The organism is Rhodospirillum centenum SW, from assembly GCF_000016185.1.
In the GTDB taxonomy this organism is placed as follows: Bacteria; Pseudomonadota; Alphaproteobacteria; order Azospirillales; family Azospirillaceae; genus Rhodocista; species Rhodocista centena.
Genome location: NC_011420.2, coordinates 688002 through 713052, shown reverse-complemented (window position 1 = coordinate 713052; position 25051 = coordinate 688002). Strand labels below are relative to the sequence as shown.

The following is a 25051-nucleotide window of genomic DNA, read 5'->3' as shown; positions in this document are numbered from 1 at the left end:
GAAGGACCGCCGTTGCCCCTCCTGGCCGCTGCCACGCCCGCGCCCCTGAGCCCCGATCCCGCCGCCCGCAGGGCGCGGATCACCCGCCGCGCGCTGACCCTGTCCGCCGCGGCGCACCTGCTGGGGCTGGGCCTGCTGGCGGGACTGGCCGCCGACCCGCAGCGCCGCGCGCCCCTGGAGGAGACCGCCGTGGAGGTGCTGGTCCGCCCCGCGGGCGGGGAGCCGTCGCGGGCCGCCCTGCGCCGGGCCGCCGCCGCGGCCCTGGCGACGGTGACGGGGATGCCACCCGCCACCGCGCTGGACGGAACGGAGACAGCCGCCGGGCCGGAGACACCCCAGGGGCTGCCGCATCTGGCCTGGCCGGAACTGCCGGTGCGCATCGCCCCGCCCCGTCTGACGGCGCAGGCGACGCAGGCGCTGCGCGCGCCGGACGCGCCCCCGCCCCTGCCGGCGCCGGAGCCGGTGGACCTGGAGTCGTTCATCCCGCGCGTGCCCGCCGGCCGCGAGGCGTCCCCGTCGCCGGCCCGGGCACGGCCGGACAATCCGACCCCGGCCTATCCGGAGGCGGCCCGGCGCCAGGGCCTCCAGGGCAAGGTGCTGCTGCGGGTCACGGTCGGCCCCTCGGGAGAGCCGGTCCAGGTCTCCCTGGTGGAAAGCAGCGGCTGGGCCCTGCTGGACGATGCCGCCCTGGAGACAGTGAAGGGTTGGCGCTTCGACCCGGCACACCGGGACGGACTGCCCGTCGCCGCCGTGGTGGAGGTGCCGGTCGCGTTCAGCCTCGACCAACCCTGATCCCCGGCTTCCTGGACCGGGCACGGGCGACACTGCCGTCCGCGAGGTCCCCGTCAGGCATCCAGTTCGAGATGCGCACCGTCCAGATTGGCGGTCATCCGGTTCAGGATCTGGGTCGCCCGTTCGATGCTGCCATGGTCGAGACCGACGACGGCAGCGCGGGAGACATCCGCCAGACAAGGCAGCAGGACTGTCTTCAGCTCCCGCCCCCGGTCCGTCAGATAGACATTGACCTTGCGCCGGTCGTGCGGATTGCGCACACGGCGGACCAGACCGCTGCGTTCCATCCCGTTCAGGGCGGTCACGGTCGTCGGCTCCATCATGCCGACACGCTGCGACAGTTCGCGCTGCGTGACACCGTCCAGTTCCCAGAGGGCCCGCAGGAAGAACCACTGTCCCATGGTGACCCCATGGGGCGCGATCCGCTGCTGGAGGGCACGGTAGAAGGCCCGGTACGCATCGCGCAGCACCGGCCCCAGCTCCTGGGGTCCTCGCGTTGACAGGGCCATCCCCCTCCCCCGACGCTCGACCACGTAACCTGCATCGACCATCTGTTTCCCCGACACATGCAATCTTACCTAGCGCGGCAGGCGCAGGCAGAAAAACGGCACCGGCCTTTCCCCTTGCGTGCTAACGGTATGTAAACGCACGCGACCGGCGTCCCGTGACCATGATCCGATACAGTATTTATGTCAAAAATGGTTTTTTGCGCGCCGTTTGGCAATGGATTTCCTGCGCGGCCGAAATCAGTCCGCTCACTTGCGCAATAATATGTCCTTGGCATGGCGCCGTTTCGCTTGTCTGGCGGGCGCGAACTCTCCGGGAGAGGTACTGCCAGAACCGCTGCCAGCCGCATTTCTGCAGGATCGGATACACCCGGGCGGACCAGGGAAAGGGCCGATGTCAGGGGCATCCCGCCCGGCGCGGCAATCCGCCGTGCCTTCCCGTCCGAGGACGGCTATCATCGGTCGTGGATCGCCGCCATGGAAGGCGGTAGCGCTGTCGCTTATCAGTTGCTGGACCTGGACTGGACCTGGAGGAGCCTGGAGATGCGGAACGTGACCCTTGCCGCCACGCAGTTCGCCTGCGGCCGGGACCGCGCGGCGAATGTCGCCAAGGCCGAGGAGATGGTGCGCCGGGCGCACGCAGCCGGGGCACGGATCATCCTGCTGCAGGAGCTGTTCGAGACCCCCTACTTCTGCAAGGACCAGAAGGCGGAACTGTTCGACCTTGCCGCGCCGGCCGAGGGCAATCCGGTGCTGGAGCGGATGAGCCGGCTGGCCCGTGAGCTTGAGGTCGTGCTGCCGGTCAGCTTCTTCGAACGTGCGAACACGGCGCATTACAACTCTCTCGCCATGATCGACGCCGACGGGACCGTCCTGGGCATCTACCGCAAGAGCCATATCCCCGACGGTCCGGGCTATCAGGAGAAGTACTATTTCAACCCCGGCGATACGGGGTTCCGCGTCTTCCAGACCCGCTATGCCCGCGTCGGTGCCGCCATCTGCTGGGACCAGTGGTTCCCGGAGTCGGCGCGGGTGATGGCCCTCCAGGGGGCGGAGGTGTTCTGCTATCCCACCGCCATCGGCTCGGAACCGCAGGACGCTTCCCTCGACAGCCGCGACCACTGGCAGCGGGTGATGCAGGGCCATGCCGGCGCCAACCTGATCCCGCTGATCGCCAGCAACCGCATCGGCCGCGAGGACGGGGAGAGCTGCGGCATCACCTTCTACGGCTCCTCCTTCATCGCCGGACCGAAGGGGGAGAAGCTGGCCGAGGCCGGCCGGGAGGAGGAGACGGTGCTGACCGCGACCGTCGATCTGGACGAGGCGGCCCGGACCCGCACGGCCTGGGGCGTCTTCCGCGACCGCCGGCCCGAGCTTTACGGCCCGCTGCTGACCCTGGACGGCCGCACCGCCCGGGGCTGACCTGCGGACGCCGGACACGCGGAGGGGCTGACACGCAGCAGGGCTGACGGCGCCTTCTGCTTGTGTATGATGGGCAGGCAACCCGTTCCGGCTGCTTCCTGCCATGCGGCTACTCCTCCTGGTCATCCTGCTGCTGCTCCCGGTCGCCGTCGCCGCCCAGGAGGAGGAGCCGTCACGGCTGGAGGCGCTCTATTCGGAGCGGGCGGGAGAGCCGCTGCGCCGCTTCGGCGCGACCGTGTTCGACGGACGCAGCGCACCGACCGGACCTGTCCTGGGTGCCGTGGCGGATGACCACCCCCTGAAGGCAGGGGACGAGGTGACCGTCATCCTGCGGGGCCAGACCTCCGGCAGCCGCACATATGCGGTTGGCACCGACGGAATGCTGGCGCCGGACGATCTGCGCCCGATCGCCGCAGCCGGCCGCCCGCTGGGCGAGGTGCGTCGGCAGATCGTGGCGGAGGTCGCCGCGGTTCTGCCGCAGACAGAGGCGTTCGTCAGCCTGTCCCGACCCCGCCGCCTGACGGCCCTGGTGCTGGGTGAGGTCACCCGCCCCGGACGCCACGATCTGCCGGCCTTCGCCAGTGTGCTCGACGCGCTCTACGCCGCCGGCGGGGTGGCCGGAACCGGCAGCCTGCGCGCCATCCGCGTGCTGGAACCGGGCGGGCCGCCGGGCGGCGTGGCCGTCGATCTCTACGACCTGCTGCGGGACGGAACCGGGACGGCCGACCGACGCCTGCCGGACGGCAGCCGCATCGTCGTGCCGACGCTCGGCGCCACGGTGGCCGTGGCCGGGGCGGTGAAGCGGCCGGGCATCTATGAACTGCCGCCGGGGGAGCCGCGGCTGTCCCTGGAGTCGCTGCTGGATCTGGCCGGCGGCCCCCTGCGCCCCGGCCCGGAACGGGCCCTGCGCCTCTCCTTCGGCCATGACGGGGCGGAGCGGTCCACCGCGGTGGCGGACCCCGGCGCACCGCTGTTCGGGGACGGCGACGTGCTTCTCTATGCCCCGGCCCGCTCCGACCGGCTGGGGACGGTGACGCTCGGCGGCCATGTCCGCCAGCCCGGCCCCCGCAGCCTGGGAGAGGCCCCCACGCTGGAGCGCCTGCTGCCGCCGGCGGAACTGGGCCCGGCCCCCTATCTGCCCTTCGCCGCGCTGGTGCGGCGGAGCGAGCGCATCGGCGCCCGTACCCTGCTGCCGGTGGACCTGAGCCGGCCGGGGGACCCTGACCGGGGGCAGCCCCTGGCGGACGGGGACCGGCTGCTGGTGCTGGGGGAGGCGGACGTGGCCTTCCTCTCCAGCCGGCGGGTGCTGGCGCTGCTGGCCGGGGAGAGCCCCGCCGCGGACGACGGGGACTGCCCCGCCCTCGGCGCCCTGTCCGCCCGGCTGGCGGCGGACCCGACAGGACCGCTGGCGGCCGGGGCACCGGCCCGGACGGCGGCGGCCCTGTCGGGGCCCGATCTGCCCTGCCCCGCCCTGTTCGCCGCGGAGCCCGACCTGCTGCCCTTTGCGCTGGAGCATGCGGCCCTGCTGCGCCGCGGCGTGCTGCGGCCGGGCCTCTATCCCGCCGCCCCCGGCGCGGCACCGACGGCGCTGGTGCGGGCGGCGGGCGGTGTCGTGGGGGCCGGGGCGGCGGTGGCGTCCGCCCTGCCGGCCGACCGGATCCTGGATGTCGGGCCGCCGGGGGTGGAACTGGCGGGCGCCGTCCGCCGGCCCGGGGTCCGCCCGCTGGCTGCCGCCCGGACCCTGCGCGCGCTGCTGGGTGACGGCGATGTGCTCGCCCCCGACGCCTACGGGCTGCTGGCGGTGGTGGAGCGGTTCGATCGCGCCGGGGTGGCCCGCAGCCTGATCCCCTTCGCGCCGGTGGACGTGCTGGCCGGCACCCTGGACCGCGCCCTGCGCGACGGTGACCGCGTCGTGATCCTGGACAGCGGGTGGGTGCGGTCCCTGGCCCTGGGAACGGGGCCGGAGGCGGCGCTTACCGGCCCCGACGCCGATCTGGCACGGCTGGCGCTCGACAGGGTCGTGCAGGTGCGTGGCGCGGTGACCGTGCCGGGCGCCTATCCGGTGGCGCAACCGGCAACGCTGCGCGACCTCGTCGCCGCTGCCGGCGGGCTGGCGCTGGAGGCCGATGCCGCCGCCGTGGAGATCGTGCCCGCCCTGGGGAAGCCCCCCGCAGACGGTGAGGGCGGCGATGCCCGGCCGCACCGGATCGATCTGTCCGGACCCGCCGGGCTGACGGCACGGGCGGGGCCCGGGGACGGCATCCGCGTTCCCGCCCGGTTCCACCCGCGCGAGCCCCGCTGGGTGGAGATCGCAGGCGAGGTCCGGCAGCCCGGCCGCTACGATCTGGCGCCGGGCGAGCGGCTGTCGTCCCTGATCGCGCGGGCCGGCGGATTGACACCGGACGCTTATCCGGACGGGGCCGTCTTCACCCGCGACAGTGCCCGCCGCGCCGAGGAGGAGGGGTTCCGCCGCGTCGCTGCGGAGATGGACCGGGGGCTGGCTCTGGCCCTGCTGCGCGAGTCGCCGCCCTCGCCGGCACAGGTGGAACTGACCCGGCAGCTTGCCGATTCCCTCCGCGCGGTCCGCGCTGTCGGCCGCATCACGGTGGAGGCGGACCCGGCGGCGCTGGCATCCGATCCGACGGCCGATATCCTGCTGGAACCGGGCGACCGCATCCTCTTCCCGAAACGGCCCCTGACCGTGACCGTCTCGGGCGAGGTGCTGTCGCCCGCCTCGTTGCGCTTCGTGCCGGGAAAGGAGGCGGCGGACTATCTGCGCGAGGCGGGCGGGCTGACCCGCTTCGCCGACCGTGGGCTGATCTTCGTGCTGTATCCCGACGGCAGCTCCCAGCCGCTGGCGGCGCCCCGGGGCCGCTATGCGCTGCTGACCATTCCGCCCGGCTCGACCCTGGTGGTACCGCGCGACCCGGAGCCGTTCGAGTTCCTGCCGGTGGCGCAGAGCGTGACCACCATCCTCAGCCAGCTTGCCCTGACGGCGGCGGCGGTCACCGCCATCCTCGACGACGATTGAGGCGGACCGACGTGCCCTTCTTCTCCATCGTCACCGTCGTCAAGGACGATGCGGCCGGCCTGATCCGGACCCGGGAATCCCTGTGGACCCAGAGCTGGCGTGACTTCGAATGGCTCTGCGCCGACGGCGGCTCGACCGACGGAACGGCAGATCTGCTGGCCGGCTGGGCGGGTGAGCTGGCCTGGTGGCGCAGCGGGCCGGACGGCGGCCCCTTCGCCGCGATGAACGAGACTGCCGCCCGGGCGCGGGGGCGCTACCTGCTGTTCCTGAACGGCGGCGACCGGCTGGCCGGCCCGGAGGTGTTGGCCGCCGTGGCGGCACAGGCGCTCGGGCACGGCTGTCCCGGCCTGCTCTACGGCGACACGCTGGAGGACCCGGGCGACGGCCGGCCCCGGCTGCGGCCGGCCCGCGATGTCCGCCACGCCTGGTACGGGATGCCGGCCCACCACTGCGCCCTTTTCTACCGCTGCGACATCGTTGCCGGTCTGGCCTACCCGGCCGGATACCGCATTGCCGCCGACTACGCCTACACGCTGGCGGCCCTGGCCCGCGTGCCGGACCCTCGGCACCTGCGGATGGTGGTGGCGGAGTTCGCCCCGGGCGGGTTGTCGCGGCGCCATCCCGCACTCGGTCGGCGGGAGCAGGACCGCATCCGGCGCGACCTGCTGGGGATGGGACCCGTGAGTCGCAGCGCGATCATGGCAATGCAACACCTAAGCTCCGGCCTGAGGCGACTCGCCCCAGCAACATACGCTTGCATCCGCTTTAGGAACACCCGCCAGGGATGATGTGACTACGAACCACACCTTGCTGAAAGATTCTTCTATGCACCCGGCGATCTTCTTGGCGCCTCCCGGCCGCTCCGGCAACGGCTGACGGTGAGGAGTTGCCGCGCTTGGCACAATTCCTTTTGCCAGCTAAGCATTCTGCACTATACGTCGTGGGCGCCGTTCCTGGTTTGGAGATCGAAATGAGCGCTAAGAAGAGCTCGAAGAAGGCCACGCTGGCGAAGGCCTATTCCCTGTCCAAGCGAGGGGAAGGCCCGAATCCCATCGATATTCACGTCGGGCAACGGCTGCGCCTGCGCCGCACGCTGCTGGGCCTGAGCCAGGAAACCCTTGGCGAGGCGGTCGGGATCACGTTCCAGCAGCTTCAGAAGTACGAACGCGGCGCCAATCGCATCAGTGCGAGTCGTCTGTTCAATCTGTCGCAGGTCTTGGGCGTGCCGGTGACCTTCTTTTTCGAAGATCTGCCGGCCAGTGGTCCCGAAGCACCGCTTGACGGTGGCAGCGAGACACAGGAATTCGAGTCCATGGCCCGGCGGGAGACGCTGGAACTGGTCCGCGCCTACTACCGCATCCCCGACGAAGGGGTGCGTCGCCGCGCCTTCGATCTGGTGAAGGCCTTGGCCGGCGAGCCGGAGATGTCCGGCCAGGACTGACGGGTCAGCGCAGCCGGCCGGGATCGGCGTCCCGGCCCGTGCTGCGCTCGGCCGCGATCCAGTCGCGCTTGTAGGCGATCAGCCAGTAGTAGAAGGCCCGTCCCAGGGCATGATGCAGGCCGGCGCGACCGTCCAGGAAGCCCAGCCTGACCCCGTACTCGTAGAGGAAGACGGCCAGCGGCCGCCCCGGCAGCGCCGCGAACAGGCGCTTCAGCCGCTGTCGTCCCCTGCCCTCCGTACTGAGGATCGCCGCCCGGCCGGGGCCGGCGTCCAGCCATGCCTCCCAGTCGGAATAGCGGTTGTGCCGCTCGACCCAGGCGAAGGGCGGCTTGGCGTCCGCATGCAGCAGCGGCGCCCGCAGCCGCCCGACCGCTCCCTCGACAAGCGGCTGGTAATGCCCCTCCACCTCCCACATGGCCGCGACCGCCAGATCGTCGCAGGGCGGGAAGCGGACACGGCGACGGTGCATCAGGGCGATCTTGCGGTAGCGCGTGCCGAACCGGAGCATCCGCCCCAGCACCACCGGCCGGCTGTCCAGGAAATAGGCCGCCGCCGTCGGCCCGGACGCGAACAGATCTCGCAGCTCGTCCCTGAGCGCCGGGGTCAGACGCTCGTCCGCATCGACGAACAGCACCCAGTCATGGGCAAGCTCGGGCAGTTCCAGGCACCATTGCTTCTTCTTCGGATAGGCCCCGTTCCAGACAAAGGGCACGACCCGGGCGCCCGCCGCCCGGGCGAGATCGGCCGAGCCGTCGTCGCTGCCGCTGTCGGCGACGACGACCTCCGCCACGCCCCCCAGGCTGGCAAGGCAACCGGGCAGGTTGGTCCGTTCGTTGCGGACCATGACGATGACGGTCAACGGCAGCAGGGAACCGCTCATGGCCCCGTCTGCCACCACGCGCCGCGGGCATAGACGGCCACCATACCGATGGCCCCTCCCGCCAGCGTCCCCACCGCCAGCAGCACCAGCGGGTCCGGCCAGTCCGGCAGGCCGGGGGCCGACGGCGGTTCGATCACGTCGGCGGCGAAGGGCAGCGCGACCGCGATCATCTGCCGGACGCGCTCCTGCTCCGCCAGCAGGCCGCCGAAGGCCCGGCGGTTCTCGGCCGAGGTCTCCTCCTGCAGGCGGCGAAGCAGATAGTCGATCTCCGCCCCCGTCCGCCGTGCGGCTTCATCCCTGAGCAGCCCCTCGGCCGCGGCATGCACGGCAGCCAGCAGGGCGCGGCCGAACTCCCGGTCCGCGTGGCGGAACCGCAGCCGCCGCATCGGGCCGTCCCCCACGGGGGTGACGATCAGCTCCTCCTCCAGCAGAAGCGCGAGCTGGTGGGCGTCGGGCGGCAGCCAGGGGTCGCGGCCCGCCAGACGGAGCACCAGCCGCTTCGTGCGGGAGAACAGGTCGCCCGGCGGACGCCAGCCGCCATCCGGCGCCACCGACGTTTCGAACAGGGTGTGCAGGATGCCGGGCTGCCGGGCGATCCGCTCCGCCACCGGAACGGACGTCAGCAGTTCGGCATAACGGGCGTAGTCGGACAGCGCCTCGTCGCCGATGCCGTGTTCCACGATGGTGCGTGAGGCACCGCCCGCCCCCACGGGAACGCGCGGTCCCATGGCGGCCGGGCCGCTGCGGGCCGTGGGACCGACCACCATCTCCACCGTGAAGCGGGGTGTCACCAGCCAGAGCGTCACCAGGGCGGTCAGAAGCCCGAGCAGCCCGCCGGCTGAGATGAGGCGCCAGCCGCGCAGCGTCTCCAGCACCAGACCGCGCAGGGTCAATGCCGGTTCCGACGGCGGCGTCATCGGGCGCAGCGCAGCCGCCGCCACCTCCTCCAGGCCACCGTCCCTCATGGCGGCGCGGGTCCGGCGGGAACGGCTGCCCCCGCCGGAACGCTCGGACCGGGCCGCAGGGAGCCGGCAAGGGCGAGGAAGCGGGCGGCCGCGTGGTCGGCGTCCCAGCGCGCGGCCGGGTCCTCGGCCTGCCGGCGGGCGGCGGCGCGTGCCTCTGCCAGTCGGTCGGGCGCGCGGGCGAAGGCACGGATCGCCGCTGCCAGGGCCCCCGGCCCCCCTGCCGGCGCGACAGCCCCGGCCGCGCCGATCATCCGGGCCGCATCGCTGCCGGGCGGGCCGTGCAGCACGACCGGACAGCCCGCCGCCAGCCCGGCCGCCACCTTGCACGGCAGCATCAGCCCTTCCGCCCGCGGATCGAGCAGGGCGAGATGCAGGTCCGCCGCGGCGTAGAGCCGCGCCAGCGCGGCTTCGTCCTGATAGGGCAGCAGGTGCAGCGTGCCCCCGGCCGCCCTCCCCTCCAGCGCAGCCCGGCGGCGGCCGTCGCCAGCGACCAGGATGCGCACGCCCGGATCGGTGACAGCCAGTTCCGCCGCCGCCTCGGCCAGCGCCGCCACGGGATGGGCACGGCCAAGATTGCCGGCGTAGAGCGCCAGAACACGGGCGCCGCCGGCCAGGGCCTCGCGGACAGCGGGATCGGGCTCCTGCGGGCGCAGGCCGGGCTGGCCCCAGTTGGGCAGCACCTCCAGCCGGGTGGCGGGCAGGCCGCGCGCGAGCAGCCTCCGGCGCATGCAGCCACCGATGGCGACGATCCGGTCGTGCCGGCGGAGCGCCGCGGTGGAGACGGCGGAAAGCCCGGCCAGAAGGGGGCGCGGCAGCCCGACACCGAGCACCGGGAACAGTTCCGGATAAAGGTCCTGGCACCAGTGGATCAGACGGCTGCCGTGGCGCAGGCGCAGCAGCGGACCCAGGCAGGCCAGCATCGGCGGGTCGGTCATGGTCACGGCCACGTCGTGCGCGGGCTGCGCCAGGGCCGTTGCCGTCAGCCGGGCGAGCGCGCCCAGATAGCCGGCGGCACCGGGAAGCCGCTCACCGCGCCCGCCGCTGCGGACGACCCGCACGCCCGGAGGAGCCCCGTCCGCCGCGGCCGCACCGTCGGCCACCACCGTGACCCGCCAGCCGGCCAGGGCGAAGCGGCCGGCAAGGTCGCGCAGCAGCCGGCCCGTGGCGCCGCGGTCGGGCGGAAAGACCCGGTTCACGAACAGGATGGATGCCTGCCGCCGCATGCCCGTGGCGCCCCGCCCGCCGCTTCCCCCTACACTTGCAGGAGGGAAGAGTGGGAGAAGTCTGGTGTTCTGTAAAGTTTGATTTCAATCCTTTGGATCGTCGCGCCCGGCGGATGCAAGCAGAAGGACGGTACAGAGCAGACCGAAACACAGATACTTGTAGCTGGTGTGCAGGAACAGGGCGACCGCGAGCGACGGCAGCGCCGCCAGCGCGATGTCGGCCCGCCGCCGCAGGGCGGGCCATGACTCCACCAGCAGCGCCGCCAGATAGCCGGTGGCCGCCACGAAGCCCAGGACCCCCGTCTTCACCAGGAAGTAGCTGGCCGCATTGTGGGTGAAGGAGACGCGCCAGTTGCCCACGGCCGGGCTGGCGACCAGAGCGCCCCAGCCATCGCCCAGGAGGAAGGCCGGCAGGGAGCGGCCGATCTGGCGCAGCACGGCGCCCGCTTCGGCCGCCCGGTTGTTCCACCCCACCTCGCCCGTCTTCTCCGCCACCAGCGACAGCGCCCCCAGCGCAGCCCAGCCGAAGACTGCCAGCAGCAGGGCACCGGCCACCGGCACCAGCCGCCAGTCGCCCGGGGCGGTGCGCAGGCGCAGGGCGACACCCAGCGCGAGCGCCCCCAGCACCAGCCCTAGCGCGGCCCGGTGGACCGCCCCGGCCAGCGCCCCGGTACAGAGCAGTCCCGGCGCCCCCGAGGGCCAGCCCGAGCACCACCGGCCCCGTGCCGCGGGCCGGAAACAGCCGGCGGAGCCCCTGGAGGATGAGCCAGACGGCGGCGAAGGGCACGGCGGCGCTGTTCAGCAGGTAGAGATCGCCTTCCGCGAGGGCGCGGTCACCGACGGCGGCGAACCCGAAGGCGGCATGCGCCCACCAGCGGGCGGCGAAGGCGAGACCCGCCGCGGCCAGCGCCGCCGCCAGCAGGTCAGCCACGGCGCCCGTTCCGGCACCGGCCACACCGGCGAGGCCGCGGCGCAGCACCAGCGGCAGGAACAGGAAGCCCAGCGGCACGACGTCGCGCACGATGTCCGTCGGCTGCCAGCCCATCAGGCTGCCCCGCACCAGCGGCAACCAGAGCAGCAGGGGCAGGCACAGGCAGGCGACGATTTCGGCCGGGGTCGCGCCGGGACCGCGCAGCAGGTAGCCGGTCCCCAGCCAGAGCGGGGCGCGCACACCGGCCGCGGCCAGCAACCCCAGCCCCACCGCCAGTTCTGCCGGCCCGATGGAAGCAGGGGCCGGGGCGCTGGCGACCCCGTAGACGACGATGGCGGCGACCAGTGCCGCCAGCCGCAGAGCCGTCCCTGCCCCGCCCCGCCGTTCCCCCCGGGTCGCCATCGCCTCCGGCCCTCCCCCGATCCCTGCGCCGCCAGTCTGGCAGGGGCCGGCGGGACGGGCCAGTCCTGACCAGCCCCCGAGCAGCCCCCGAGCAGCCCCTGGACGGCGGTCGCGCCGCTGTGGCTTGATCGCCGGATGACCCACACGATCGACGACCTGCCCCTCGCCCACGGCCGCGCCGGCACCCGGCGCGTCCTGCGCGTCCACCGCTTCGGGACCCCGGGCGCCCGGCCCAAGGCGTACATCCAGGCCGGCCTGCATGCCGACGAGACGCCGGGCCATCTGGTCGCGCAGCACCTGCTGGCCGCGCTCAAGGCCCTGGATGGGGCCGGCGCCGTGACCGGGGAGGTCGTGCTGGTGCCCGTCGCCAACCCGATCGGACTGGACCAGATCGTGCTCCAGTCCCTGTCGGGCCGGTTCGAGCTGGCGACCGGCGTCAATTTCAACCGCAGCTATGCCGACCTGTCCGGCGCCGTGGCGGACGCCGTGCGCGGCCGGTTGTCGGGCGACAGGGCGGCCGACGTTGCCCTGGTCCGGCAGGAACTGCGCCGGGCGGCGGAGGCCCTGCCGACGGCGACGCAGGCGGACGCGCTGCGCCGGGCATTGCTGACGCTGGCGACGGATGCGGACCTGATGCTGGATCTGCACTGCGACTTCGAGGCGGTGATGCACCTCTACACGGCACCCGAGCTGTGGGAGGAATTCCGCGACCTTGCGGCCCGGCTGGGTTGCGAGGCCGCCTTCCTTGCCGACCAGTCGGGCGGCCATCCCTTCGACGAAGCCTGTTCGGGCGTCTGGTGGCGGCTGCGGGAGCGGCTGGGTGTCGATGCCGAGGCCCTGCCCGTCGCCTGCGCCGCCACGACCATCGAGCTGCGCGGCCAGCTTGCCGTGGACGACGCGACGGCAGCGCGGGACGCCGCCGCCATCCTGGACCATCTGCGCCACCGCGGCGTGCTGGCCGGCGATCCCGGCCCAGCACCGGCCCCGCGCTGCACCGCCACCCCGCTGGCCGGGGTGGACCGGGTGGCTGCGCCGGAAGCGGGCATCGTGCTGTTCCGGGTGGCCCCGGGCGAGCGGGTCGAGCCCGGCCAGGTGGTGGCGGAAGTGCTGGAGCCGGAGAGCGGCGTGCGCCATCCCTGCCGGGCGCGGGTCGCGGGTCCGGTCTGGGCCCGGCACCTGAACCGCTTCGTCGCTGCGGGCGAAACCGTGGTGAGCATCGCCGGCACGGAACCGCTGGCAGCCCCGGGAACGCCGCTGCTGACGGCGTGACCCGGAGCCCGCGCCGGTCTAGCCCAGGATGTTGTAGCCGCCGTCGATATACTCGACCGAACCGGTGACCGCCTGCGCCGCATCGCTGGCCAGGAACGCGGCATAGGCGCCGACATCCTCGATGGTGACCAGATGCCGGGCCGGCGCCCGCTCCGCCGCGCGGGCCAGAAGCTGGTCGAAGCGGTCGATGCCGCTGGCCGCCCGGGTCTTCAGCGGTCCCGGCGACAGGGCATGGACACGGATTCCCTTCGGCCCCAGTTCCACGGCCAGATAGCGCACGACGCTCTCCAGCGCCGCCTTGACCGGCCCCATCAGGTTGTAGTGCTCGACCACCTTCTCCGAGCCGAAGAAGCTGACCGTCTGGAGGCAGCCGCCGGCGGCCATCAGCGGTTCGGCCAGATGCGCCATGCGGATGAAGGAATGGACGGACACGTCCATCGCCTGAAGGAACCCCTCACGGGAGCAGTCCACCACCCGCGCATGCAGATCCTCGCGCGGGGCGAAGGCGATGGAGTGCAGCAGGAAGTCCAGCTTGCCCCAGCGCTGGCTGACGGCGTCGAAGACCGACTCGAGCTGGCCGGGCTCGCGCACGTCGCAGGGCAGGATCAGGCTGGCGTCCAGCCCCTCGGCCAGCGGCCGGACGAAGGGTTCGGCCTTGGCGTTCAGGTAGGTGACGGCCAGGTCCGCCCCCAGCGACCGGAAGGCGCGGGCGCAGCCATAGGCGATGGAGCTGTCATTGGCGATGCCGACGACAAGGCCACGTTTTCCTTCGAGCGTGATCGGTAGCATGCGTTCCCCTTCCACCCGGCGACCATGGAGCCGCCGCGGCGCGGTGCAGTGCGATGCAGCATGCTAACCCGGTGGTCCCGCCGCGGCAACGCAGGGTGGACCTTGCCCCGCCTGCCGGCCGGGCGCCATATCGGAGGCAGCGGCAGCCGCGTCCGCCCGCGGGGCTGGCCCTTGAACGGATCCCGCCTTTCCGGGCAGGGTCCGAGATGGAACTCTGCGCCAGGAGATCCCGGCCATGCACCTCGCCTTACCCCGCCCCCCGCGATCGGGGATTCCCTGCGCCCGGCTGCGGGCCGTGCTGGGATCCGCCGTCATCCTCTTGCTCGGTCTCGCCATCGGCGACGCCCGTGCCGCGGAGTTCCGCTCCGGCGACACGGCGCGGGCCACGGGCCGGATCGAAAGCGACCTGTTCATCGCCGGCCGCACCGTCGGCATCGACGCCAGCATCGACGGCGCGCTGTTCGCCGCCGGGCTGAACGTGGCGCAGGTCGGGACCGTGAGCGACGATGCGATGATCGCCGGTTTCGACGTCAGCCTGGACGGCCCGGTGGCGGGTGATCTTCTGGCCATCGGGGCGAATGTGAAGCTCACCAGTACCGTGGCCGGCGACGCCGTGCTGGTCGCGGCCGAACTGCACCTCACCCCGGGCAGTACCGTGGCCGGCGATCTCAACGCCTCGGGCGGAGAGGTGGATCTGGCCGGCACCGTGGCCGGCGACGCCCGGGTCGCCGGTGGCCGCGTCGCCATCTCAGGCGCCATCATGGGCGACCTGGACGTGGCGGCAGGCGAGCTGCTGCTGCTGCCCGGCGCCCGGATCATGGGCACGCTCCGCCATGCCGGGCCGGACCGTCCGGACATCCCCGCCGGCGTGACGGTGGAAGGTGGCATCGAGCAGCAGGATGAGACGGTGGAGGAGACGGAGTTCGGCCCGACCCTGGCGGGCACGCTGGGCGGGGCGCTGGCCCTGTTCCTGCTGGGCGCCGCCGTCTATCTGGCCTTTCCCGGTTTCGTCGGGGCCGCGGCGGCGGAGGTCGGCGGCAATCCCGGCCGCACCCTGCTGCTGGGCGTCGTCGCCCTCCTGGCGACGCCGCTGCTGGTCGGCCTGCTGATGCTGACCGTCATCGGCATTCCGGTCGGGCTGCTGCTGCTGCTGCTCTACGGCATCGCCATCGTGCTGGGGCTGGCGATCGCCGGCTTCGGCGTGGCCGAACTGATGACCCGCAACCGCCCGGCCGCCGGCATGACCGGCGGCACCCGGCTGAAGCGCTTCGCCTTCTTCGCCCTGCTGCTGACCCTGGCCGGGCTGGTGCCGCTGGTCGGCGCCTGGATCTGGTTCGCGGCCGTGGCGATGGGAGTGGGGGCGGTGCTCGCCCGCACCCTGGCCTCGCGCCGCCCCCCTGCCTACGCCTGAGCGGGAGGCCGCTCCGTCATGGGGCGGATGCGCAGGAAGGCGGACCTGCCGACCCGGATCTGCGCCCGCTGCGGCCGCCCCTTCACCTGGCGGAAGAAGTGGGCGCGGGTGTGGGAGGAGGTGCGCTACTGCTCCGACGCCTGTCGCCGCGGCAAGGGTCCGGACGGTGGCGACGGGCAGCGCGGCACAGGACAGGGATAGGGACAGGGGGCAGCTCCACGCCGCCTGGGGTGGGTCCGCCCCTACCCCGCGACCAGCGCCCGCAGCGTCTCCAGCCGGTCGGCCTCGTGTGCGGGCTTGTCCCAGCGGATGCGGGCGATGCGGGGGAAGCGCATCGCCAGCCCCGACCTGTGCCGGCCGGACGGGTGAACGCTGTCGAACGCCACCTCCAGCACCAGGGCCGGCGCCACCTCCCGCACGGGGCCGAAGCGGTTCACGGTGTTGGCGCGGACCCAGCGGTCCAGCCGGCCCAGTTCCTCGTCGGTGAAGCCTGAATAGGCCTTGCCCACCGGCACCAGCTCCCCGCCCCCGTCGGGATCGCCGGTCCAGGCGCCGAAGGTGTAGTCGCTGTAGTAGCTGGACCGCTTCCCGTGCCCGCGCTGGGCGTACATCATCACGCAGTCCAGCGTCAGCGGACCGCGCTTCCACTTGAACCAGGGTCCCTTCGGCCGGCCGGCGAGGTAGGGGCTGTCGCCGCGCTTCAGCATCAGCCCTTCGATGGCGTTCTCCCGCGCCCCCGCCCGCAGCGCCGCCAGCCCGTCCCAGTCCGTGAAAGCGATCAGGGGGGACAGGTCCATGCCCGCCGGCCGGACGCGCGCGACCCAGTCCTCCAGGCGCCGTCGCCGTGCATCGAAGGGCAGGCCGCGCAGATCCTCCCCGCCCTCGACCAGCAGATCGTAGAGCCGCACCCAGGCGGGATAGTCGCGCAGCATCTTCGCCGTCACCTGCCGGCGGTTCAGGCGCTGCTGCAGATCGTTGAAGGGGCGCACCTCGCCCTCGCGCACCACCAGCAGCTCGCCGTCCAGCACGGCGTCGAAACCCAGCCGCGCCGCCACGTCGGGGAAGCCGGCCGTGATCTCGTCGCCGGTGCGGCTGTAGAGGCGGCCCTCCCCCAGGGTGCGCCCGACGAGCTGCACCCGGATGCCGTCCCACTTCCATTCCGCCCGGTAGGCCGCGGGATCGAGGGCGGCGATGTCCGCCTCCTCCAGCGGGTGCGCCAGCATCAGCGGGCGGAAGCCGCCCGCCGCCGAGACGTCCGGCCGGGGTGCCCGCGCCTCCGCCCAGGCGAACAGCTCGGCATAGGGCGGGCGCAGGCCGTGCCAGACCTCCTCCACCGCATCGATGCCGATGTCCGACCCGTTGCCCGCCCCCCACTCGGCCAGCGCCGTCTTCGCCAGCCGCGCGGAGACGCCGACACGAAGCCCGCCGGTGATGAGCTTCAGCAGCGCCCAGCGGCCGGTGGCGTCCAGCGCGTCGAGCCAGCCCTCGATCAGGCGCGGCACCTCCGCCCGTGTCGCCCGGTCGAGAGCGGCGACGACCCCGGACAGGGTGGGCGGCGGGCTGTCCGTCCCCGGCCGCTCCGGCCAGATCAGGGCCACGGTCTCGGCAAGGTCGCCGACGAAGTCGTAGGACCAGCCGAACAGCTCCGGGTCCACCCGCTCCATCACCAGGGCGCGCACGGCCGCCGGTTTCGCCGCGGCGAAGGTCAGGGCTCCGGTCAGGGCGGCCAGGGTCCAGCCGCGCTCCGGGTCCGGGGTGGTGGCGAAATGGTCGGCGATCAGCCGGACCTTGCCGGTGCGCGACGGCATGAAGGCCAGCGCGTCGATCAGGGCGGCGAAGCGGTTCATGCCCGGCCGCCCGTCTGCCGCGGGTCAGACATCCTCGTCCTCGAATCCGATCAGCGCCAGCGCCCGCGCCCGGTAGCCCTGCGCTCCCGCCCAGTGGACCAGCGCCTCCTCCCGCCCGTGCGTGACCCAGACCTCCGGCGCGTCCACGTCGCGGAGGGTGGCGGTCAGTTCGTCCCAGTCGGCATGGTCGGAGATCACCAGCGGCAGTTCCACCCCGCGCTGGCGGGCGCGCTGGCGCACCCGCATCCAGCCCGAGGCACAGGCCACCACCGGGTCCGGCAGCCGGCGGGACCACTTGTCCTGGATCGCCGACGGGGGGGCGAGCACCACCTGCCCCCGCAGATCCTCCCGCGCGGCGCCGGTGACGGGACGCAGGTCGCCCAGGTCCACCCCGTGCGCCCGGTACAGCTCGCACATCGGGATCAGCGCCCCGTGCAGCCAGACCGGCCGGTCGTAGCCGGCCCGGCGCAGGAGCGCGATCAGCCGCTGGCACTTGCCCAGCGCATAGACACCGACCACATGCGCCCGCTCCGGGAAGAGGGCGAGGCTGTGCAGCAGCCTGCCCACCTCGTCGGCGTCCGGCGGGTGGCGGAAGACCGGCAGGCCGAAGGTCGCCTCGGTGACGAAGGCATCGCACGCGACCGGCTCGAACGGCAGGCAGGTGGGGTCGGGCCGGCGCTTGTAGTCTCCCGAGACGACGACGCGGCTGCCCCGCCACTCCAGCACGACCTGGGCGCTGCCCAGCACATGCCCGGCCGGAACCAGGCGCAGCACCACCTCCCCGATCCTGAGCGGCTCGCCGTAGGGCAGCGGCTGCTGCGCGGCCCCCGCCTGATCCCCCAGCCGTGCCCGCATGATCGCCAGCGTGTCCGGCGTCGCCAGAACGCGGGCATGGCCGGGTCTTGCGTGATCGGAATGGCCGTGGGTGACGACGGCACGCTCCACCGCCCGCACGGGGTCGATGTGGAAGCCACCGGGCTCGACCCAGAGACCGCCGCCCTGCTCCGGCGGACAGGGGCGGACCCAGCTTTCCGGACGAGGTGGCGCCAGAGGGGGCGGCGCCAGAGGGGGCGGCGCCAGAGGGGGAGACGCCGGAGGGGGACCTTCCGGGTGAGGGGTGGACGGATCAGCCATGCAGGGAATATAGCCTGCCCCGCTCCCGCTGCCACGCCGCCGCCGTTGCGCCCGCCCGCGCCGGGGGGCATGTTCCGGCCGCACCCACGGAGGCGATCCCATGCACGATTTCCTTTCCATCCACCCGGAGGTGGCGGCGGCGCTGAAGGCCGGCCGCCCGGTCGTGGCCCTGGAAAGCACGCTGATCAGCCACGGCCTGCCCGCTCCCGCCAACCTGGAGACGGCGCAGGCGATCGAGGCGGCCGTGCGCGCCAACGGCGCCGTGCCGGCGACCATCGCCGTGCTGGACGGGCGCATCCGCGTCGGGCTGGACGCCGAGGACATGCAGCGCCTCGCCGCCCCCGGCACCGCCAAGGTCAGCCGGCGCGACCTGCCGCTGGTGCTGGCGAAGGGGGCGGACGGGGCGACCACCGTGGCCGCCACCATGATCGCCGCCGATCTGGCGGGCATCGCCGTCTTCGCCACGGGGGGGATCGGCGGCGTCCACCGCGGGGTGGAGACGACGGGCGACATCTCCGCCGACCTGGAGGAGCTGGCCACCACGTCCGTCGCCGTCGTCTGCGCCGGGGCCAAGGCCATCCTGGACCTGCCGCGCACCCTGGAATACCTGGAGACGCGCGGCGTGCCGGTCGTCGGGTTCGGCACCGACGCCTTCCCCGCCTTCTACCACCGCGACAGCGGTCTGCCGGTGGACGGGCGCTGCGACACGCCCGAGGACGCGGCGCGGGTCCTGAACGCCAAGTGGCGCCTGGGACTGGCGGGCGGCATCGTCGTCGCCGTGCCGATTCCGGACGAGGCGGCGCTGGACGCGGCTCAGGCGGAGGCCGCCGTGCAGCAGGCCGTGGCCGAGGCGGCGACCGGCGGGGTCCGCGGCAAGGCACTGACGCCGTTCCTGCTGCACCGGCTGGAGACCCTCACGGGCGGCGCCAGCCTGACCGCCAACCGCGCGCTGCTGCTGAACAATGCCGCCGTGGGCGCCCGCATCGCGGTGGCCTATGCCCGGCTGAAGCAGGAGACGACGCTGCCGAAGAAGCCGCCGCCGAGCAAGCGTCCCACCTACTGAGGCGGTGGTCGGCCGCGGCGGCGGCAAGACTTCGTAAAGAAAAGCGACCGCATGATGCCCTTCGGGCGCGCTCTCCGCCTTGGGAACCCCTTTCCCGGCGCAGACGTTCGTCAGGCGAGGAGGGACTCATGCGCAGACAGAATCATCGGGCGGTCGCGGCGACGGGCGGCATGGATGCCGCCATCGGTCTGGTCAACGGCGTGCTTCTGTCCCTGCCGCTGTGGGCGGCCTTCCTCTGGTTCGCCGCGGCGTTCTGAGACGGACCCGACACCCGGCGGCGGTCCCGTGGGACCGCCGCGCGGAAGCCCTCATTCGGGAATCGGGGTGACCAGGGTCCAGACGTGGCCGAAGGGATCGCGGATCTTGGCGAAGCGGCTGCCCCAGATCACGGGCTGCGGCGGCACCAGCACGGTCGCCCCGTGCTCCACCGCCCGCTGCACCAGCGTATCCACGTTCGGCACGTTCATGTGCAGCGTCACGGGGCTGGCGGCCAGGGTCAGCGGATCGCGCGACTGCCCGCCATTGTGCTCGGGAAAATCGTCGGAGACGAAGAAGGTGCCGCCGTTGATCAGCAGCACCGAATGCGTGACGCGCACCCCGTCGGGTTCCGTCTGGCGCACCACCTCGTGCGCGTCCAGGGCGTGGACATAGAAGGCGATGGCCTTCTGCGCGTCGCCCACCGTCAGATAGGGAACGACACCCTTCAGCATGTGGGTATCGGACATTCCGGGCCTCCCTCCGTTCGCCGCAGCCCGGAGAGGTTACCACGGAATGGAGGGTCGGGGCAGTGGCCGCCGCGGCCCCGGCCCCGTATCCCCCGACGGTTACAGCGCCCCTACAGCGCCGAAGCCACCCGTCGCAGCAGCAGCGAGGCACAGCGTGCCGCCGCGGCCACGAAGGTGTAGAAATCCATGTGGCTCTCCGCCCCGGCAAGGTCGGAGAGCGAGCGGATGACCAGGCAGGGCACGCCGAAGCGCTCCGCCACCTGGGCCACGGCCGCCCCTTCCATCTCCACCGCCGCGGCGCCGAAGCGTTCATGCAGCCGCTGGCGGGTCGATTCGCAGTTCACGAACTGGTCGCCCGTGGCGATGGTGCCGAAGGTGATGCGCGGCGTCCGCTCCGCCCCGCCGGTCGCCTCGGCCGGGATCGGCGGCAGCTCCAGCCCGTCCAGCGCCGCCCGCACCGTCGCCTCGACCGCCGGGTCCAGGGTATAGCCGTGCGTGTCGGCGACCCCCGGCACCGGCGTGACGCCGGGCTGGTAGACGCGCAGGTTGCCGCGGACCAGGGCGCCGTAATCGTGCTGCACCAGCCGCGTACCCACCACCACGTCGCCGATGCCCAGCGCCGGGTCCACGCCGCCGGCGACGCCGGAGAACAGCAGCAGGCGGCAGCCGAACCGCTCGATCAGCAGGGTGGAGACGACGGCCGCGTTGACCTTGCCGATGCCGCACTCGACGACGACGGCGTGACGGCCGTCCAGCAGGCCACGGCGGAAGACGAAGCCGCCGATCGTCTCCGCCTCCGATTCGACGAAGTGCGGACCGAAATGGGCGATCTCCTCCGGGATGGCGCAGAGCAGGCCGAACGGCGCGTCGGCCGAGCGGCCACCCCCGGCCTCCAGCAGGGTGACGGCGCGCGCATGTCCGGCCGCCCGGGCCAGGGACAGGGCGGTGGCGCCGTCCGCCGCGGCGCGGTGCGGATCGGCGCCGTGCTCCAGCAGCAGCGCGATCAGCTCCAGATGGCCGTTCCGCGCCGCCGCGTGCAGGGCGGTATAGCCCCCGTGCCGCGGCGCGTCGGGTGCGGCACCGTGCGCCAGCAGCGCGCGGGCGATGGCGAGATGCCGGCCGACCGCCGCCGCGTGCAGCGGCGGCAACGCCGTCGGCCCCATGGCCGGCGGGGTCGCGTCGGCGCCGCGGGCGAGCAGCCAGTCCACGACCGCCTGCCGGCCGAAGAAGGCGGCGAGGCCCAGGGCCGTGCGGCCGTCCGGCGCCGGCCGGTCGATGGCGGAGGGCTCGGCCTCCACCAGCGCGACGACGCGGTCGAGGTCGCCCAGCGCCGCCGCCTCGTAGAGGTCGAGCGCGGGCTTCAGCGGCCGCAGCGCCTCCTGCACGGGCCGGGCACCCCGGTACGCCGCCAGCAGGATCGGCGTGGCGCCGTCGGGACCACGCTCCGCCAGCAGTCCCGGATCGGCCCCGGCGATCCGTGCCGCCCCCGCCGCATCCCCCGCCGTTACCGCCGCCAGAAGCTCCGCCAGACCCGTCATTCCGATCTCCCGCACCCGCTCCGGATGCACCACGCGAACACCCCGCTTGGGACCGGGGCCGTTTCCGGTTCATATATCCCGCCACGATGAGCGATGTCCCCCCCTTCGACGGTCCGGACGGCGCCCCCGACGCCGCCGACCTGCTGCCGCCCGCCATTTCCGGCTGGTTCCGCAGCCGCGGCTGGACGCCGCACGCCCACCAGCTCGCCCTGGTGCAGGCGGCGCGCGACGGCGTGGACGCCCTGCTGATCGCGCCGACCGGCGGCGGCAAGACCCTGGCCGGCTTCCTGCCCAGCCTGATCGAACTGGCGGAGCGCCCGCGCGAGGGGCTGCACACGCTCTACATCTCGCCCTTGAAGGCGCTGGCGGTGGACATCCAGCGGAACCTGGAACTGCCGCTGGCGGCGCTCCGGCTGCCGGTCCGGGCCGAGACCCGCACCGGCGACACGCCCGAGGCGAAGCGCCAGCGCCAGCGCGCCCACCCGCCGCACATCCTGCTGACGACGGTGGAGAGCCTGGCGCTGATGCTGTCCTACCCGGAGGCGCCGGCCATCTTCGGGGGCCTGCGCCGCGTCGTGGTGGACGAACTGCACGCCCTGGCCGGAACCAAGCGCGGCGATCTGCTGGCGCTGGGGCTGACACGCCTGTCCACGCTGGCGCCGGGGCTGCGCCGGGTCGGGCTGTCGGCCACGGTGGCGCATCCCGCGGCGCTGGCGGCGTGGCTGTCGCCCACCGGCCGCACCGATGCCGCGCCGGGCGACGCGGCCGTGCGGCTGGTCAGCGGCCGCAGCGGCGCGCGGGCGGAGGTGGAGATCCTGAGGACGGAGGCACCCCTGCCCTGGGCCGGGCACATGGCGCTGCATGCCCTGGGCGAGGTCTACCACCGGATCCGGGAAGCCGGCACCACCCTGGTCTTCGTCAACACCCGCGCCCAGGCCGAACTGGTGTTCCAGGAACTGTGGCGGCTGAACGAGGACAACCTGCCCATCGCCCTGCACCATGGCAGCCTCGCGGCGGAGCAGCGCCGCAAGGTGGAGGCGGCGATGGCCGCCGGCCGGCTGCGGGCGGTGGTGGCGACCTCCTCGCTGGATCTCGGCATCGACTGGGCGGCCGTGGATCTGGTGGTGCAGGTCGGGGCGCCGAAGGGCGTCTCCCGCCTGCTGCAACGGATCGGCCGTGCCAACCACCGGCTGGACGCGCCGTCGCGGGCGCTGCTGGTGCCGGCCAACCGCTTCGAGGTGCTGGAGTGCCGCGCGGCGCTGGAGGCCATCGCGGAGGGCACGCTGGACGGCGACCCACCGCGGGCCGGGGCGCTGGACGTGCTGGCGCAGCACATCACCGGCACGGCCTGCGCCGGGCCGTTCGACGCCGACCGCCTGTATGCCGAGGTGGTGCGGGCCGCCCCCTACGCCGACCTGTCGCGCGACGAATTCGACGATGTCTTCGACTTCGTCGCCACCGGCGGCTACGCCCTGGGCACCTACGAGCGGTTCCGCCGGCTGGCGGAGACGGAGGACGGGCGCTGGGCCGCCGCCTCGCCCCTGGTCGCGCGGCAGTACCGGCTGAACGTCGGCACCATCGTGGAAGCGACGGTGCTGCGGGTCCGGCTGGGGCGGGCGCTGCTGGGCGAGATCGAGGAGTATTTCGTCAACACCCTGACGCCGGGCGACACCTTCGTCTTCGCGGGCCAACTCCTGAAGTTCCTGGGCGTGCGGGAGATGGAGGTGCAGGTCGCCAAGGGAGGCCAGGGCGAACCGAAGGTGCCCGCCTATGCCGGCGGGCGGCTGCCGCTCTCCACCCATCTGGCCGACCGGGTGCGCGACCTGCTGGCCGATCCGGCGCGCTGGGCCGCCCTGCCCGGAGCGGTGCAGGAATGGCTGCGGCTGCAACGCTGCCGCTCCGTCCTGCCGGACCGGCGCTCGCTGCTGGTCGAGACCTTCCCGCGCGCCGGCAAGCAGTTCCTGGTCGCCTACTGCTTCGAGGGACGCAACGCCCACCAGACGCTGGGCATGCTGCTGACCCGCCGGATGGAGCGCGCCGGGCTGGCACCGCTGGGCTTCGTCGCCACCGACTACGTGCTGGCCACCTGGTCGCTGAGAGCACCCGCCGCAGGCGACATCCCCGCCCTGTTCGACGAGGACATGCTGGGCGACGATCTGGAGGCATGGATGGAGGAATCCTCCATGCTGAAGCGGACCTTCCGCAACGTCGCGGTCATCGCCGGGCTGATCGAGCGCCGGCATCCGGGGCAGGAGAAGAGCGGCCGGCAGGTCACCTTCAGCAGCGATCTGATCTACGACGTGCTGCGCCGGCACGAGCCGGGACATGTGCTGCTGCGCGCCACCCGGGCCGATGCGGCCGCCGGCCTGACGGACGTGCGCCGGCTGGGCGACATGCTGGCGCGGGTGCGCGGCCGCATCGTCCACCGCGACCTGGACCGCATCTCCCCCCTGGCGGTGCCGGTGCTGCTGGAGATCGGGCGGGAGCAGGTGCAGGGCAGCGCCCTGGACGATCTGCTGGACGAGGCGGCGCGCGAGCTGATCGCGGAAGCGGTGCCGGAACTGCTGCCGCGGCCCGACGGGCAGGGCCGGCTGGCGCTGTAGCCGCCTGTTCCCACCGCAACGCGGACAGGGCGTCCGCACGTCCCGCCCCGTCCCTTCCGCCCGCTTGCCGGGCCCCCTCCCCGCCCGCACCCTGACCGGCAGACCGGCCGGCAACAGGCCGGGAACAGGGAGGAAGACCATGGCGGACCCGGATTTCGAGACCCTGCGCTATGCGGTGGCGGATGGCATCGCCACCGTCACACTCGACCGGCCGGACCGGCTGAACGCCTTCACCGGCACCATGATGGCGGACCTGATCGCCGCCTTCGACCGGGCCGACGCCGACGACACCGTGCGCGCCGTGGTCGTCACCGGCGCCGGACGGGCCTTCTGCGCCGGGGCCGATCTGGCGGAGGGGGCGAAGACCTTCGACTATGCCGCCCAGGGGCGGCTCGCCCCCGACGACGGGATGCGCGACAGCGGCGGCCGCGTCGCTCTGCGCGTGTTCGAGATGAAGAAGCCGGTCATCGCGGCCGTGAACGGGCCGGCCGTGGGCATCGGGGCGACGATGCTGCTGCCCATGGACATCCGCATCGCATCGGCCGAGGCGCGCTTCGGCTTCGTCTTCACGCGCCGCGGCATCGTGCCGGAGGCGGCGTCGAGCTGGTTCCTGCCCCGGCTGGTGGGGATCGCCCAGGCCCTGCGCTGGGTTCTCTCCGGCCGGGTCTTCGACGCGACGGAGGCGCAGGCCGGCGGGCTGGTGTCGGAGGTGGTGCCGCCGGAGCGCCTGCTGCCCCGTGCCTACGAACTGGCGCACGAGATCGCCGACGGCACCAGTGCGGTCTCCGTCGCGCTGGCCCGGCAGCTTCTCTGGCGGATGCTGGGGGCCGACCACCCGATGGAAGCGCACAAGGTTGACAGCCGCCTGATCCAGCAGACGGGCCGCTCCCCCGACGCGGCGGAGGGGGTCGTGAGCTTCCTGGAGAAGCGCCCGGCCCGCTTCCCGCTGCGGCCGTCCGCCGACATGCCGGACGCCTTTCCCTGGTGGGAGGAGCGGCCCTTCACCTGATGGACCGCCCCGGGGCAATCCATAATGTGAAGGGCCATCACAGGAAGGCCGGCGGGCCGTCCACACCGGG

At 73.3% G+C, this 25051-nt stretch carries 22 protein-coding genes; 12 read left to right on the top strand and 10 right to left on the bottom strand.

Annotated elements, in window-relative coordinates; genetic code table 11:
• Positions 1 to 12 precede the first annotated feature (12 nt).
• Positions 13 to 792 (top strand): energy transducer TonB, encoded by a 780-nt coding sequence (locus RC1_RS19815; protein ID WP_049766632.1) that lies wholly within the window; start codon positions 13 to 15, stop codon positions 790 to 792.
• Between the two features lie 53 nt (positions 793 to 845).
• Here RC1_RS19815 and RC1_RS03120 read toward each other — a convergent pair whose 3' ends face one another.
• A complete protein-coding gene (locus tag RC1_RS03120; protein WP_012565887.1) occupies positions 846 to 1301 on the bottom strand; it encodes a MarR family winged helix-turn-helix transcriptional regulator in 456 nt (151 codons plus the stop codon).
• A gap of 540 nt (positions 1302 to 1841) precedes the next feature.
• Here RC1_RS03120 and aguB point away from each other — a divergent pair.
• The 4 genes from aguB (at position 1842) to RC1_RS03100 (ending at position 7192) form a co-directional block, all read left to right on the top strand.
• The gene (gene aguB / locus RC1_RS03115; protein ID WP_012565886.1) at positions 1842 to 2720 is read left to right on the top strand and encodes an N-carbamoylputrescine amidase; all 879 of its coding nucleotides are present in this window, start codon (positions 1842 to 1844) and stop codon (positions 2718 to 2720) included.
• Positions 2721 to 2823: 103 nt separating this feature from the next.
• On the top strand, positions 2824 to 5751 hold the full coding sequence (locus RC1_RS22430; protein ID WP_012565885.1) for an SLBB domain-containing protein: 2928 nt from the start codon (positions 2824 to 2826) through the stop codon (positions 5749 to 5751).
• A complete protein-coding gene (locus RC1_RS03105) occupies positions 5748 to 6539 on the top strand; it encodes a glycosyltransferase (RefSeq protein WP_041785110.1) in 792 nt (263 codons plus the stop codon). Before RC1_RS22430 ends, RC1_RS03105 begins: the two co-directional genes overlap by 4 nt.
• A gap of 182 nt (positions 6540 to 6721) precedes the next feature.
• On the top strand, positions 6722 to 7192 hold the full coding sequence (locus RC1_RS03100; protein ID WP_012565883.1) for a helix-turn-helix domain-containing protein: 471 nt from the start codon (positions 6722 to 6724) through the stop codon (positions 7190 to 7192).
• A gap of 4 nt (positions 7193 to 7196) precedes the next feature.
• Here RC1_RS03100 and RC1_RS03095 read toward each other — a convergent pair whose 3' ends face one another.
• The 4 genes from RC1_RS03095 to RC1_RS03080 all read right to left on the bottom strand — a co-directional run bounded on the left by RC1_RS03095 (position 7197) and on the right by RC1_RS03080 (position 10887).
• Positions 7197 to 8072: a glycosyltransferase family 2 protein gene (locus RC1_RS03095; RefSeq protein ID WP_012565882.1), complete on the bottom strand. Its 876-nt coding sequence runs from the start codon at positions 8070 to 8072 to the stop codon at positions 7197 to 7199.
• Positions 8069 to 9037 (bottom strand): hypothetical protein, encoded by a 969-nt coding sequence (locus RC1_RS03090; protein WP_012565881.1) that lies wholly within the window; start codon positions 9035 to 9037, stop codon positions 8069 to 8071. Before RC1_RS03090 ends, RC1_RS03095 begins: the two co-directional genes overlap by 4 nt.
• On the bottom strand, positions 9034 to 10260 hold the full coding sequence (locus RC1_RS03085; RefSeq protein WP_012565880.1) for a glycosyltransferase: 1227 nt from the start codon (positions 10258 to 10260) through the stop codon (positions 9034 to 9036). The genes RC1_RS03090 and RC1_RS03085 overlap by 4 nt, the downstream gene beginning before the upstream one ends.
• Positions 10261 to 10344: 84 nt before the next feature.
• The gene (locus tag RC1_RS03080; protein WP_012565879.1) at positions 10345 to 10887 is read right to left on the bottom strand and encodes a hypothetical protein; all 543 of its coding nucleotides are present in this window, start codon (positions 10885 to 10887) and stop codon (positions 10345 to 10347) included.
• Between the two features lie 841 nt (positions 10888 to 11728).
• On the opposite strand from RC1_RS03080, the gene RC1_RS03070 reads away from it, so the two are divergent.
• Positions 11729 to 12862: a succinylglutamate desuccinylase/aspartoacylase family protein gene (locus tag RC1_RS03070; RefSeq protein ID WP_012565878.1), complete on the top strand. Its 1134-nt coding sequence runs from the start codon at positions 11729 to 11731 to the stop codon at positions 12860 to 12862.
• Between the two features lie 18 nt (positions 12863 to 12880).
• On the opposite strand, the gene fabI is transcribed toward RC1_RS03070, so the two are convergent.
• Positions 12881 to 13651 carry an enoyl-ACP reductase FabI gene (gene fabI, locus RC1_RS03065; protein WP_012565877.1) on the bottom strand — a complete coding sequence of 257 codons (771 nt, stop codon included), beginning with the start codon at positions 13649 to 13651 and terminating at the stop codon, positions 12881 to 12883.
• A gap of 295 nt (positions 13652 to 13946) precedes the next feature.
• Here fabI and RC1_RS03060 point away from each other — a divergent pair, with 295 nt between their 5' ends.
• Positions 13947 to 15062, top strand: coding sequence for a DUF8173 domain-containing protein (locus tag RC1_RS03060; protein ID WP_041785107.1), 1116 nt, complete (start codon positions 13947 to 13949; stop codon positions 15060 to 15062).
• Positions 15063 to 15080: 18 nt separating this feature from the next.
• Positions 15081 to 15263: a DUF2256 domain-containing protein gene (locus RC1_RS03055; RefSeq protein WP_012565875.1), complete on the top strand. Its 183-nt coding sequence runs from the start codon at positions 15081 to 15083 to the stop codon at positions 15261 to 15263.
• Between the two features lie 41 nt (positions 15264 to 15304).
• Here the strand turns inward: RC1_RS03055 and RC1_RS03050 are convergent, their stop codons facing one another.
• Together RC1_RS03050 and RC1_RS03045 are read right to left on the bottom strand one after the other, a co-directional pair.
• Complete coding sequence (locus tag RC1_RS03050) at positions 15305 to 16909, bottom strand: cisplatin damage response ATP-dependent DNA ligase (RefSeq protein ID WP_012565874.1); 1605 nt, start codon at positions 16907 to 16909, stop codon at positions 15305 to 15307.
• 24 nt (positions 16910 to 16933) lie between these two features.
• Complete coding sequence (locus tag RC1_RS03045) at positions 16934 to 18043, bottom strand: ligase-associated DNA damage response exonuclease (protein WP_083759238.1); 1110 nt, start codon at positions 18041 to 18043, stop codon at positions 16934 to 16936.
• Positions 18044 to 18143: 100 nt separating this feature from the next.
• Between RC1_RS03045 and RC1_RS03040 the strand changes: the two genes are divergently transcribed.
• A complete protein-coding gene (locus RC1_RS03040) occupies positions 18144 to 19106 on the top strand; it encodes a pseudouridine-5'-phosphate glycosidase (RefSeq protein ID WP_012565872.1) in 963 nt (320 codons plus the stop codon).
• Positions 19107 to 19234: 128 nt separating this feature from the next.
• The gene (locus RC1_RS22425) at positions 19235 to 19363 is read left to right on the top strand and encodes a hypothetical protein (RefSeq protein ID WP_012565871.1); all 129 of its coding nucleotides are present in this window, start codon (positions 19235 to 19237) and stop codon (positions 19361 to 19363) included.
• Between the two features lie 51 nt (positions 19364 to 19414).
• Here RC1_RS22425 and RC1_RS03035 read toward each other — a convergent pair whose 3' ends face one another.
• A complete protein-coding gene (locus RC1_RS03035; RefSeq protein WP_012565870.1) occupies positions 19415 to 19831 on the bottom strand; it encodes a VOC family protein in 417 nt (138 codons plus the stop codon).
• 110 nt (positions 19832 to 19941) lie between these two features.
• Positions 19942 to 21369 (bottom strand): 5'-methylthioadenosine/adenosylhomocysteine nucleosidase, encoded by a 1428-nt coding sequence (locus tag RC1_RS20645; protein ID WP_148213370.1) that lies wholly within the window; start codon positions 21367 to 21369, stop codon positions 19942 to 19944.
• 86 nt (positions 21370 to 21455) lie between these two features.
• Between RC1_RS20645 and RC1_RS03025 the strand changes: the two genes are divergently transcribed.
• A complete protein-coding gene (locus tag RC1_RS03025; RefSeq protein ID WP_012565868.1) occupies positions 21456 to 23972 on the top strand; it encodes a ligase-associated DNA damage response DEXH box helicase in 2517 nt (838 codons plus the stop codon).
• A 139-nt stretch (positions 23973 to 24111) separates the two neighbouring features.
• Positions 24112 to 24981 (top strand): crotonase/enoyl-CoA hydratase family protein, encoded by an 870-nt coding sequence (locus tag RC1_RS03020; RefSeq protein WP_012565867.1) that lies wholly within the window; start codon positions 24112 to 24114, stop codon positions 24979 to 24981.
• Positions 24982 to 25051: the final 70 nt, after the last annotated feature.